Annotated in this window: 10 protein-coding genes; 7 read left to right on the forward strand and 3 right to left on the reverse strand. The window is 54.3% G+C overall.

The features are described from left to right. The first annotated feature begins 73 nt into the window (after window positions 1–73). Window positions 74–1,693 carry an L-aspartate oxidase gene (gene nadB / locus ACQG1K_RS16470; protein WP_367076472.1) on the forward strand — a complete coding sequence of 540 codons (1,620 nt, stop codon included), beginning with the start codon at window positions 74–76 and terminating at the stop codon, window positions 1,691–1,693. Here nadB and trmN read toward each other — a convergent pair. Beyond that, a complete protein-coding gene (trmN, locus tag ACQG1K_RS16475) occupies window positions 1,678–2,415 on the reverse strand; it encodes a tRNA(1)(Val) (adenine(37)-N(6))-methyltransferase TrmN (RefSeq protein WP_023300739.1) in 738 nt (245 codons plus the stop codon). The genes nadB and trmN overlap by 16 nt on opposite strands. A gap of 132 nt (window positions 2,416–2,547) precedes the next feature. Here trmN and srmB point away from each other — a divergent pair, with 132 nt between their 5' ends. Beyond that, window positions 2,548–3,876: an ATP-dependent RNA helicase SrmB gene (srmB, locus tag ACQG1K_RS16480; RefSeq protein ID WP_022649047.1), complete on the forward strand. Its 1,329-nt coding sequence runs from the start codon at window positions 2,548–2,550 to the stop codon at window positions 3,874–3,876. A gap of 52 nt (window positions 3,877–3,928) precedes the next feature. Here srmB and grcA read toward each other — a convergent pair whose 3' ends face one another. After that, window positions 3,929–4,312: an autonomous glycyl radical cofactor GrcA gene (gene grcA / locus ACQG1K_RS16485; protein WP_022649048.1), complete on the reverse strand. Its 384-nt coding sequence runs from the start codon at window positions 4,310–4,312 to the stop codon at window positions 3,929–3,931. A 314-nt stretch (window positions 4,313–4,626) separates the two neighbouring features. Between grcA and ung the strand changes: the two genes are divergently transcribed. Next, window positions 4,627–5,316 carry a uracil-DNA glycosylase gene (gene ung / locus ACQG1K_RS16490; protein ID WP_003860729.1) on the forward strand — a complete coding sequence of 230 codons (690 nt, stop codon included), beginning with the start codon at window positions 4,627–4,629 and terminating at the stop codon, window positions 5,314–5,316. A gap of 39 nt (window positions 5,317–5,355) precedes the next feature. Here ung and ACQG1K_RS16495 read toward each other — a convergent pair whose 3' ends face one another. Next, window positions 5,356–6,441, reverse strand: a complete 1,086-nt coding sequence (locus ACQG1K_RS16495) for a tRNA/rRNA methyltransferase (RefSeq protein ID WP_367076468.1) — start codon at window positions 6,439–6,441, stop codon at window positions 5,356–5,358. Window positions 6,442–6,645: 204 nt separating this feature from the next. Here ACQG1K_RS16495 and trxC point away from each other — a divergent pair, with 204 nt between their 5' ends. The 4 genes from trxC (at window position 6,646) to pssA (ending at window position 11,998) form a co-directional block, all read left to right on the forward strand. Next, a complete protein-coding gene (gene trxC, locus ACQG1K_RS16500) occupies window positions 6,646–7,065 on the forward strand; it encodes a thioredoxin TrxC (protein WP_003860733.1) in 420 nt (139 codons plus the stop codon). Window positions 7,066–7,135: 70 nt separating this feature from the next. Next, entirely contained in the window at window positions 7,136–7,834 is a 699-nt protein-coding gene (gene tapT / locus ACQG1K_RS16505) for a tRNA-uridine aminocarboxypropyltransferase (protein ID WP_367076467.1), read from the forward strand. 35 nt (window positions 7,835–7,869) lie between these two features. After that, on the forward strand, window positions 7,870–10,533 hold the full coding sequence (locus tag ACQG1K_RS16510) for a bifunctional acetate--CoA ligase family protein/GNAT family N-acetyltransferase (protein WP_367076465.1): 2,664 nt from the start codon (window positions 7,870–7,872) through the stop codon (window positions 10,531–10,533). A gap of 109 nt (window positions 10,534–10,642) precedes the next feature. Beyond that, window positions 10,643–11,998, forward strand: coding sequence for a CDP-diacylglycerol--serine O-phosphatidyltransferase (pssA, locus tag ACQG1K_RS16515; protein ID WP_367076483.1), 1,356 nt, complete (start codon window positions 10,643–10,645; stop codon window positions 11,996–11,998). Window positions 11,999–12,037: the final 39 nt, after the last annotated feature.

Raw genomic sequence — 12,037 nt, forward strand, 5'->3', positions numbered from 1 at the left:
AAAAAAAACGTGCGATAACTCGCATCACAATGCTATTCTGCCCAGACCATGTTTAGTAAATTAAACAAACATCATGAATACAACGCCTGAACTCCTTTGTGATGTACTGATTATCGGCAGCGGTGCTGCTGGCCTCTCCCTCGCGCTGCGCCTGGCGGAACATCAGAACGTAATCGTGCTGAGTAAAGGGCCGATGAGCGAAGGTTCCACCTTCTATGCACAAGGCGGTATTGCCGCCGTGTTTGATGAAACGGACAGCATTGCCTCACACGTAGAAGACACTCTGATTGCCGGTGCCGGGATCGTGGATGAGCATGCCGCAGAGTTTGTCGCCAGCAATGCCCGCCACTGCGTGCAATGGCTTATCGACCAGGGCGTGCTGTTTGATACGCAGGTTCAGCCTAATGGTGAAGAGAGCTATCATCTGACCCGTGAAGGCGGGCACAGCCATCGCCGTATTCTGCACGCTGCTGATGCAACAGGAAAAGCGGTTGAAACCACGCTGGTCAGCAAAGCCCTCAGCCATCCCAATATTCGGGTGCTGGAGCGCAGTAACGCCGTCGACCTGATTATTTCCGATAAAATTGGCCTGCCCGGCACGCGCCGTGTTGTCGGCGCATGGGTGTGGAATCGGAATAAAGAGAAGGTGGAAACCTGCCAGGCTAAAGCCGTTGTGCTAGCGACCGGCGGCGCCTCCAAGGTTTACCAGTACACGACTAACCCGGATATTGCCTCCGGAGACGGTATCGCCATGGCCTGGCGCGCAGGCTGCCGCGTAGCGAATATGGAGTTTAATCAGTTCCATCCTACCGCCCTGTTCCACCCGCAGGCACGTAACTTCCTGTTAACTGAAGCGTTGCGCGGCGAAGGCGCGTATCTCAAGCGACCGGACGGTTCCAGGTTTATGCCGGACTTCGACCCCCGAGGTGAACTTGCCCCGCGGGATATCGTGGCCCGCGCCATTGACCACGAGATGAAGCGGCTTGGCGTGGACTGTATGTATCTGGACATTAGCCATAAACCGGCAGACTTTATTCGCCAGCACTTCCCGATGATTTATGAAAAGCTGCGGAGTCTGGGTATCGATTTAACCCGCGATCCGGTGCCGATTGTGCCTGCCGCCCACTATACCTGTGGCGGGGTGATGGTTGACGATCATGGTCGTACCGACGTGGATGGTTTGTATGCGATCGGCGAGGTCAGTTACACCGGCCTGCATGGTGCGAATCGCATGGCATCAAACTCATTGCTGGAGTGTCTTGTGTATGGGTGGTCGGCTGCGGAAGATATAACCAAACGCATGCCCTATGCACGTCCAACAACGCACCTGCCAGCATGGGATGAAAGTCGGGTAGAGAACCCGGACGAACTGGTGGTTATCCAGCATAACTGGCACGAGCTGCGGCTTCTCATGTGGGATTATGTCGGGATTGTACGCACAACGAAGCGTCTGGAACGCGCGTTACGCCGCATCATGATGTTGCAGCAGGAAATTGATGAATATTACGCCAACTTCCGCGTTTCCAATAATCTGCTGGAGCTGCGCAACCTTGTGCAGGTTGCCGAGCTGATTGTACGCTGTGCGATGATGCGCAAAGAGAGTCGTGGCCTGCATTATACGCTGGACTATCCCGACCCGCTGGAAACGTCCGGCCCGTCGGTGTTGACGCCGCAGGTTCACATAAACAGATAAAAGGGCTGGGTCAGGGCAGTGTAATCTTCGGAATAACGCTGGTCTGGCCCGCGAATAACCATCCTGTCGGTAAAGCACTCCCCCTCTTTCGGCGAGAGCGCCAGCAACACACGGTGCGGTAAGCGACCTTCCGTATCCGAAATATCGGTACGAAGACGCAAACTCCAGCCGATATCCCGAGCGATCTCAATGAAGGTGTTACCCGTGCTTTCGGGCAAGACCACGCAGAAAAATCCCTCTTCCGAGATGAGTTCCGCCGCGCTGGTCAGTAGCGCCTTGTGATCGAGCGAGCCGGTGTAACGTGCCTGCTCGCGTTCCGGCGTTCCACACTCCACACCTGGCGTGAAATACGGCGGATTGCTGACGATCAAATCGTAACGCGCAGTCTGCTCCAGTGCCCAGGTCAGGACATCGGCACATTCCACCCTGATCCGTTCTGCCCACGGAGAATCGGCAGCGTTTTCGCTTGCCTGCTGGGCCGCCTGAGGATCAAGCTCAACGGCGTCGATAGTGACGTGTTCTTCGGTACGCTGCGCCAGCATCAGGGCCTGAAGTCCGCTGCCCGTACCAATATCCAGAATGCGTTTTACACCTGCGACAGGGGCCCATGCACCCAGTAAAATACCGTCTGTACCGACTTTCATTGCACAACGATCGTGCGCCACAAAAAATTGTTTAAACGTAAAACCATCGCGGCGCAACTGCGCTTTGAGTTGAGACATGTCAGGGCAACCTTCTGTGTGAAACTGGAGTAGCATAGGGGAAAGCGAAGTGGTCGAAAAGCGATATCCATACAAACAGATGAAGATTACAGCCGTAACGTCTATAATCAGCGCCCCACACAGAGGTAGAACATGACTGTAACGACTTTTTCCGAACTTGAACTCGATGAAAGCCTGCTCAATGCTCTTGAGAGTAAAGGCTTTACACGCCCGACCGCCATTCAGGCCGCGGCCATTCCGCCTGCGCTTGAGGGCCGCGATGTGCTCGGTTCTGCGCCAACCGGCACGGGGAAGACAGCAGCCTACTTGCTGCCTGTGTTGCAGCATTTGCTCGATTTTCCGCGTAAAAAATCAGGGCCGCCGCGCATTTTGATCCTGACCCCGACCCGTGAACTGGCGATGCAGGTTGCCGAACACGCGCGTGAGCTGGCGGCGAACACCCATCTGGATATCGCGACCATCACTGGCGGCGTAGCGTATATGAACCACGCCGAAGTGTTCAGCGAAAACCAGGATATCGTTGTCGCGACGACAGGCCGTCTGCTGCAATACATAAAAGAAGAGAACTTCGACTGCCGGGCGGTGGAAACGCTGATTCTCGATGAAGCTGACCGCATGCTGGACATGGGCTTTGCCCAGGATATCGAACACATCGCGGGTGAAACGCGCTGGCGTAACCAGACAATGCTGTTCTCGGCAACCCTTGAAGGGGATGCCATTAAAGATTTCGCCGAACGTCTGCTGGAAGATCCGGTGGAAGTGTCCGCTACGCCATCGACGCGTGAGCGTAAGAAGATCCACCAGTGGTACTACCGCGCAGATAACCTTGAGCATAAGGTTGAGTTGCTGAAACATCTGCTGAAGCAGGAAGAAGCAACCCGTACCATCGTCTTCGTACGTAAACGCGAGCGCGTGCATGAGCTGGCAGAAATGCTGCGCAACGCTGGCATCAACAACTGCTATCTCGAAGGTGAAATGGCACAGGTTAAGCGTACCGAAGGGATTAAGCGCCTGACCGATGGTCGCGTGAATGTGCTGGTTGCAACCGACGTTGCCGCGCGCGGGATCGACATCCCGGACGTGAGCCATGTGATCAACTTTGATATGCCGCGCAGCGGTGATACTTACCTGCACCGTATTGGTCGTACCGGCCGTGCGGGCCGCAAAGGGATTGCTATTTCTCTGGTAGAAGCGCACGACCATCTGCTGCTCCAAAAAATTGGCCGCTACGTTGATGAGCCGCTAAAAGCTCGTGTGATTGACGAACTTCGTCCGACGACACGTGCGCCGAGTGAAAAAATGACGGGTAAACCGTCCAAGAAAGCGCTCGCGAAACGTGCTGAGAGAAAAGAGAAAGAAAAAGAGAAGCCGCGCGTGAAGCAGCGCCACCGCGATACCAAAAATATTGGTAAGCGCCGTAAGCCAAGTTCTGCTGCGCCAGAGACAAAAACTGAAGAGTAAAAAAAAGCCGGGACATTCCCGGCTTTTTTATTCCACCCCCGAAGCTGAAACCTTACAGGCTTTCAGTAAAGGTACGGGCGATAACGTCGCGCTGCTGTTCCGGAGTCAGAGAGTTGAAACGCACCGCATAGCCAGACACACGGATGGTCAGCTGCGGGTATTTTTCTGGGTTCTCAACAGCATCCATCAGCGTTTCACGACGCAGGACGTTAACGTTCAGGTGCTGACCACCTTCCACGCGCACTTCTGGTTGCACTTGCATTGGAATTTCACGGTATTCAATTTCGCCCAGTTTGCTCACCGGAACGATTTCGTCTTCCGCAAAACCTGCTTTCGCTACTACACAGCGCGCTTCGTTTTTCTCGCTGTCCAGCAGCCAGAAAGAGTTCAGCAGATCGTCATTTGCAGCTTTAGTAATCTGGATACCTGTAATCATGTGTTGCCTCCCTTAGGCTACATTAACTGATGCTGGCCTTTTGCGGCCAATTGGTAAAACCATTGTTTGTTGTGTGTATATATAACATTCAGACCCGGGTGATTTATTGATTTAAATCAACAAAATCACTAACCACATAAAGAGTGTGGTCTGAATTTTTTGTTTTAGATCAATTTTAATGATTTACCAATTCAACTTACCCTGCCTGGTTTTCAACATAAATTGAGACACTTAGCCGCTTTTCCGCGGGTAATTTTGCTCACCAGGCATTAGCAGGTAAGCTAGGCAGAGAATGAAATTCGCAGGAGAGCGAGATGACAACACCTTTAACCTGGCATGACGTGCTGGCAGAAGAGAAGCAGCAGCCCTATTTTATTAATACCCTCAGTACCGTTGCGGCTGAACGGCAGGCCGGCCAGACAATTTATCCACCGCAGAAAGATGTATTTAACGCCTTTCGCTACACCGAACTGAGCGACGTGAAGGTGGTTATACTGGGGCAGGATCCGTACCATGGTCCCGGGCAGGCTCACGGACTGGCATTTTCCGTGCGTCCGGGCGTGGCCATTCCCCCTTCTCTGCTGAATATGTATAAAGAGCTGGAAGGAACGATTCCGGGTTTCACCCGCCCTAATCACGGTTATCTGGAAAGCTGGGCGCGCCAGGGCGTGCTGTTGCTGAATACCGTATTAACCGTCCGGGCGGGTCAGGCACACTCCCACGCCAGTCTGGGATGGGAAACCTTTACCGATAAGGTTATCAGCCTAATCAATGAGCATCGTGAAGGCGTCGTGTTTTTACTCTGGGGTTCACATGCCCAAAAGAAAGGGGCGATTATCGATCGTCAGCGCCATCACGTACTGAAAGCACCGCACCCGTCGCCGCTGTCTGCGCATCGCGGTTTCTTTGGCAGTAACCATTTTGTTCTGACGAATGAGTGGCTGGAAAAGCGTGGCGAAAAGCCGATTGACTGGATGCCTGTGTTACCGGCAGAGAGTGAGTAGGGTTTGAATGTGCCGGGTCAGGCCCGGCACATAAAAGGCTTATGCTTTGTTCTGACGCCACCATTCCGCCAGCAGCACGCCGGTCGCAACGGATACGTTCAGGCTTTCAACGTTGCCAGTGCCGTCGATAGAAACGCTTATGTCAGCGCTGGAGAGTGCCGCATCAGACAGACCATCGCGCTCCTGACCTAACACCAGCACCATTTTGCGCGGCAACGTCGCTTTAAACAGCGGCGTAGCGGCACGGCTTGAGGTGGTGACAATGGTGTAGCCCGCGTTACGGAATTGCTCAAGGGCCTCCAGCACGCTGTCGCCGGTGATCGGCTGAACATGCTCAGCACCGCCTTCCGCGGTACGGATTGCCGCACCGGATTCCAGCAGCGCGGCATCCTGCAACAGAACGCCTTTCACGCCAAAGTGCGCGCAGCTACGCATCATAGCGCCCAGGTTATGCGGGTTACCCACATCTTCCAGCGCCAGCACACAGTCATCGGCATCCGCCTGGCTGACCCACTGCTGCACGGTGGTGCCGTTACGTTTTTTGATCAGGAAGCAGACGCCGCCGTGGTGTTCAGTCCCGGACGCTTTTGTCAGCTCGGCATCGTCAACCACGTGGTAGGCTTTACGGTTCGCCGCCATCCAGCGCAGCGCTTCTTTAAAGCGCGGGGTCACGCTCTGGATAAACCATGCGCGAACGATACACTCCGGGCGGCTCTGGAACAGGGCCTGACAGGCGTTCTCGCCATATACACGGGTTTCTTCCGCACGCTGACGACGCAGCACTTCCGGATCGATAAAGCTTTTTCCGCTGATACCGCCGTGATCGGCTTTTTCGGTCGCTTCTTCACCGGGCGCGCGCGAAACGGTACGCCATGGCGATCCACCGTCGCGGACAAAATCATCGCGTTTGCGATCGTCACGCTTACGATCATCACGTTTGCGGTCATCGCCGCGGTTATTTCTGTCATCGCGGGCGGGGCGACGGCCACCGTCTGCACGAGAAGACGCCGGACGCCCGCCACCTTTTCCGGTACGCGGATTTTGGGTGCGTTTATCAGAGTCATCATCACTGCGGACATACATCACTTTGACCTTGCCGCTTTTGTTTTTCATTTCGTCGTTCATGCTTTTCTCCACCAGCGCTGCGCGAAGCGCGCAGATTACCCGATGTGCAAGCTCATAGCCATAATTTCGTACAAAAGCCTGTGACTATTGTTCCCATTGAATAAAACGCGTTGTCGATTTATACAGGCTCACTGATAATATGTAACATATCAGAAACATTATCGGCGTTCTGCCGTTGTTCCACGGCTCTATCAGAGGTTAGTTATGAATACCGTATGTGCCAACTGTCAGGCTTTAAACCGCATTCCGGACGATCGGATGGATGACGGTGCGAAATGCGGGCGTTGTGGCCACGAATTATTTGATGGCGATGTTATTAACGCGACGGGTGCTACGCTGGACAAACTCCTCAAGGACGATCTGCCGGTTGTGGTCGATTTCTGGGCACCGTGGTGCGGCCCCTGCCGTAACTTTGCGCCCATCTTCGAAGACGTGGCTGAAGAGCGCAGCGGGAAAATGCGTTTTGTTAAAGTGAATACCGAAGCGGAACGTGAACTCAGCGCCCGTTTTCGCATTCGCAGCATTCCAACCATTATGATTTTCAAAAATGGGGAAGTGATCGACATGCTCAATGGTGCAGTACCGAAGGCGCCTTTCGACAGCTGGTTAAACGAATCCCTGTAACATTCACGGGGCACATCTTGTGCCCCGTTCTCTCCTCTGCGAAAATGGGGTTTTTCCTGCCTTTTCGCCCATGACTGATAACGCTGTACTTCAATTACGCGCCGAGCGCCTTGCGCGCGCAACCCGCCCTTTTCTGGCCCGAGGCAATCGTATTCGCCGCTGCCAGCGCTGCCTTTTACCGCTGAAAGTGTGTCTGTGCGAAATGCTTACACCGAGCGAGGCGAAAAGCCGCTTTTGTCTGGTCATGTTCGATACCGAACCGATGAAGCCCAGCAACACGGGGCGTTTGATCGCCGATATTCTGCCCAACACCGCAGCGTTTCAGTGGTCGCGCACTGAGCCACCTCAGGCTCTGCTTGACCTGGTGGCAAACCCGGACTATCAGCCCATGGTCGTTTTCCCGGCATCATATGCAGGCGAACAACGCCAGGTGCTTACGGCGCCACCATCCGGTAAGCCGCCGCTGTTTATTATGCTCGACGGCACCTGGACCGAAGCAAGAAAGATGTTTCGCAAAAGCCCTTATCTTGATGCGCTGCCGGTGATTTCCGTCGATCTGTCGCGCGTTTCGGCCTATCGCTTACGAGAAGCGCATGCCGAGGGTCAATATTGCACCGCTGAAGTCGCCATTGCGCTACTGGATCTGGCGGGCGATACCCAGGCGGCCAGCGCATTAAGCTCCCACTTCTCCTGCTTCCGCGAACGTTATCTGGCAGGAAAAACCGTTCATAAGGGTAGCGTCACAGCAACAGAGACAGAAAGCGTTTAAAATCATCAGGTCGCTTGCATTCACAGGAGGCCTGCATGAGCCAGAGAGGGTTAGAAGCGCTACTCCGTCCGAAATCCATTGCCGTTATTGGCGCCTCGATGAAACCGGACCGCGCAGGGTATCTGATGATGCGTAACCTGCTGGCTGGCGGGTTTAACGGCCCGGTCATGCCCGTTACGCCCGCTTATAAAGCGGTACAGGGGGTGCTGGCATGGCCGGACGTGCAAAGTTTACCGTTTGTTCCCGACCTCGCCGTGCTCTGTACGCATGCGAAACGAAACCTCGAATTGCTTGAGTCGCTCGGTCAGAAAGGCTGTAAAACCTGCATTATTCTTTCCTCGCCTCCTGAACAGCAGCCCGAACTGCTGGCCTGCGCCAGCCGCTACCAGATGCGCATTCTTGGTCCAAATAGCCTCGGTCTGCTTGCGCCCTGGCAAGGGCTGAATGCCAGTTTTTCCCCGGTTCCGATCCGTAAAGGCAAACTGGCCTTTATTTCACAGTCGGCAGCGGTATCCAATACCATCCTCGACTGGGCGCAGCAGCGTGAGATGGGCTTTTCCTATTTCATCGCCCTCGGCGACAGCCTGGACATTGACGTTGATGAGCTGCTGGATTTCCTGGCGCGTGACAGCAAAACCAGCGCTATCCTGCTCTACCTTGAACACCTGAGTGACGCCCGTCGTTTTGTGTCGGCATCGCGTAGCGCATCGCGTAATAAACCGATTCTGGTCATCAAAAGCGGGCGCAGCCCCGCGGCTCAGCGCCTGCTGCAATCCCATTCCGGGATGGATCCCGCATGGGATGCAGCGATCCAGCGCGCCGGTTTACTGCGGGTACAGGATACGCACGAGCTTTTTTCCGCCGTCGAAACGTTGAGCCACATGCGTCCCCTGCGCGGTGAAAAGCTGATGATTGTCAGCAACGGAGCCGCTCCCGCCGCCCTGGCGCTGGACGAGCTCTGGCTACGCAACGGCAAGCTGGCCACGCTGGGTGAAGAGACGCTCCAGCGCCTGCGGGACGCGTTACCGGGAAGCGTTGTTCCCGATAATCCCCTCGATTTGCGCGATGATGCCAGCAGCGATCGTTACATTAAGGCGATCACGATTTTGCTGGATAGCCAGGACTTTGATGCGCTGATGATTATCCATTCGCCCAGCGCGGTTGCGCCAGGCAGCGAAAGTGCACGAACGCTGATTGAGGCTGTCCGAAACCATCCGCGCGGCAAATACGTCACCCTGCTGACCAACTGGTGCGGCGAGTTCTCCTCGCAGGAAGCGCGACGTCTGTTTAGTGAATCCGGGTTGCCAACCTACCGTACGCCAGAGGGCACCATAACCGCGTTTATGCATATGGTTGAGTACCGCCGCAACCAGAAGCAGCTGCGTGAAACGCCTGCCCTACCGGGCAACCTCACAGCAAATTCGGTGGACGTACACAGTTTATTGCAACAGGCCATCGAAGAGGGCGCCACTTCGCTTGATACGCATGAAGTGCAACCCATTCTTGGCAGCTATGGGATGCAAACACTGCCGACCTGGATTGCCGGTGACAGCGCTGAGGCGGTACATATCGCTGAGCAGATTGGCTATCCGGTCGCGCTGAAGCTGCGCTCCCCCGATATTCCGCACAAATCGGATGTTCAGGGCGTCATGCTGTATCTGCGCACCGCGACAGAAGTACAACAGGCCGCGGATGCCATTATCGATCGCGTTAAAATGACGTGGCCACAGGCCCGGATCCACGGCCTGCTGGTGCAGAGCATGGCTAACCGAGCAGGTGCGCAGGAGCTGCGCGTGGTCGTCGAACACGATCCGGTTTTTGGTCCACTCATTATGCTGGGTGAAGGCGGCGTTGAATGGCGGCCAGAAGAACAAGCGGCTGTCGCGCTTCCACCTCTAAACATGAACCTGGCGCGTTATTTGGTTATTCAGGCCATCAAAAGTAAAAAAATCCGCGGCAGAAGCGCTCTGAGGCCGCTTGATATCGCCGGGTTAAGCCAGTTTCTGGTGAAGGTCTCCAACCTCATTGTTGACTGTGCGGAGATCCAGCGCCTGGACATCCACCCGCTCCTCGCTTCCGGAAATGACTTCACTGCCCTCGACGTGACGCTGGAAATTGCGCCATTTGTCGGTGAACGGGAAAGCCGTCTCGCCATTCGTCCTTATCCTCTCCATCTGGAAGAGTGGGTGGAGATGAAAAATGGAGAGCGGGCACTGTTTCGTCCTATCCTGCCGGAAGACGAGCCGCTGCTGCGAGCGTTCATCTCGCAGGTGACGAAAGAAGATTTGTACTATCGCTATTTCAGCGAAATTAATGAATTTACCCACGACGATTTAGCCAATATGACCCAGATCGACTACGATCGAGAAATGGCGATTGTGGCAGTCCGCCGTTCCGCAGAGGGAGAAGAGATCCTCGGCGTGACGCGTGCCATTTCCGACCCGGATAACGTGGATGCGGAGTTTGCCGTACTGGTGCGTTCCGATCTTAAAGGTTTGGGTTTGGGCAGACGGCTGCTCGAAAAACTCATTCGTTATACGCGCGATCACGGATTGTCACGGCTCAATGGCATTACTATGCCAAATAATCGGGGTATGGTGACCCTGGCGCGGAAGCTCGGTTTTGACGTTGATATCCAGCTGGATGAAGGCATTGTCTCTTTGTCCCTCAGCCTGACTTCGACGGATAAACAAGAGTAAGCTGCTGGAAATGTTACCCACTTTTCCCGGCACTGGGGTATCATTGTCCGCTTATGTTGTTTGCCTGGTACAGACAACCCTTCAATGAACAGAGAAGAAACGCACTGTGATGTTGTCAAAATTTAAGCGTAATAAACATCAACAACACCTTGCTCAACTACCGAAGATTTCTCAGTCAGTTGATGATGTAGAGTTCTTTTATGCTCCCGCTCATTTCCGGGAGACGCTTCTTGAAAAGATTGCCAGCGCTACGCGACGTATTTGCATTGTGGCGCTCTATCTTGAACAAGATGAAGGTGGGCGTGCGATCCTGAACGCGCTCTATGAAGCGAAACGTCAGCGTCCGGAACTGGATGTTCGCGTGCTGGTTGACTGGCACCGTGCTCAGCGTGGCCGTATTGGTGCGGCTGCCTCGAATACCAATGCTGACTGGTATTGCCGCATGGCCCAGGAAAATCCGGGTATTGATATCCCGGTATATGGCGTACCGGTGAATACCCGTGAAGCGCTTGGCGTTCTTCATTTTAAAGGATTTATCATTGATGACAGCGTCCTTTATAGCGGCGCCAGTCTGAATGATGTGTATCTCCATCAGCTCGATAAATACCGTTACGATCGCTACCATCTTATCCGTAATCCGCAGATGACCGACATCATGTTCAACTGGGTTGATAAAAACCTGGTTCATGGCCGGGGTGTGCACCGTCTTGACAATCCTCATCGCCCGAAAAGCCCGGAAATCAAAAACGACGTTCGCTCCTTCCGCCAGGAGCTGCGCGATGCGGTTTATCGTTTCCAGGGTGATGCCAATAATGAAGAACTGTCCGTTACGCCTCTGGTAGGCCTGGGTAAATCCAGCCTCCTGAACAAGACTATCTTCCATTTGATGCCGTGCGCGGAGCATAAGCTCACCATCTGCACCCCGTACTTCAACCTTCCCGCCGTTCTGGTGCGTAATATCATTCAGTTGCTGCGTGATGGTAAAAAGGTGGAAATCATTGTCGGGGATAAAACGGCAAACGACTTTTTCATTCCGGAAGATCAGCCTTTCAAGATCATCGGCGCACTGCCTTATCTCTATGAGATTAACCTGCGCCGCTTTCTGAGCCGTTTACAGTACTATGTGAACACGGACCAGCTCGTCGTGCGCCTCTGGAAAGATGAAGATAACAGTTATCATCTCAAAGGAATGTGGGTTGATGACGAGTGGATGCTGCTGACCGGTAATAACCTGAACCCACGCGCCTGGCGTCTGGATTTGGAAAACGCCATTCTTATTCACGATCCTCAGCATGCGTTAGCCGCGAAACGCGATCGTGAGCTGGAGCTTATACGCACGCATACCACAGTGGTTCGTCATTATCGCGATCTGCAAAGCATCGCTGATTACCCGGTGAAAGTTCGCAAGCTGATTCGCCGTCTACGTCGGATCCGTATCGATCGCCTCATCAGCCGCATTCTGTAATACACGAGCCCTGTCATCGACGGGGCTTTTTTTATGGAG

Origin of the sequence: Enterobacter cloacae complex sp. 402C9 (assembly GCF_050030745.1) — a bacterium.
Lineage (GTDB): Bacteria > Pseudomonadota > Gammaproteobacteria > Enterobacterales > Enterobacteriaceae > Enterobacter > Enterobacter intestinihominis.

Coding starts and splice junctions, on each gene's coding strand:
- nadB (WP_367076472.1), top strand. CDS start 74: ATGAATACAACGCCTGAACTCCTTTGTGATGTACTGATTATCGGCAGC.
- trmN (WP_023300739.1), bottom strand. CDS start 2,415: ATGTCTCAACTCAAAGCGCAGTTGCGCCGCGATGGTTTTACGTTTAAA.
- srmB (WP_022649047.1), top strand. CDS start 2,548: ATGACTGTAACGACTTTTTCCGAACTTGAACTCGATGAAAGCCTGCTC.
- grcA (WP_022649048.1), bottom strand. CDS start 4,312: ATGATTACAGGTATCCAGATTACTAAAGCTGCAAATGACGATCTGCTG.
- ung (WP_003860729.1), top strand. CDS start 4,627: ATGACAACACCTTTAACCTGGCATGACGTGCTGGCAGAAGAGAAGCAG.
- ACQG1K_RS16495 (WP_367076468.1), bottom strand. CDS start 6,441: ATGAACGACGAAATGAAAAACAAAAGCGGCAAGGTCAAAGTGATGTAT.
- trxC (WP_003860733.1), top strand. CDS start 6,646: ATGAATACCGTATGTGCCAACTGTCAGGCTTTAAACCGCATTCCGGAC.
- tapT (WP_367076467.1), top strand. CDS start 7,136: ATGACTGATAACGCTGTACTTCAATTACGCGCCGAGCGCCTTGCGCGC.
- ACQG1K_RS16510 (WP_367076465.1), top strand. CDS start 7,870: ATGAGCCAGAGAGGGTTAGAAGCGCTACTCCGTCCGAAATCCATTGCC.
- pssA (WP_367076483.1), top strand. CDS start 10,643: ATGTTGTCAAAATTTAAGCGTAATAAACATCAACAACACCTTGCTCAA.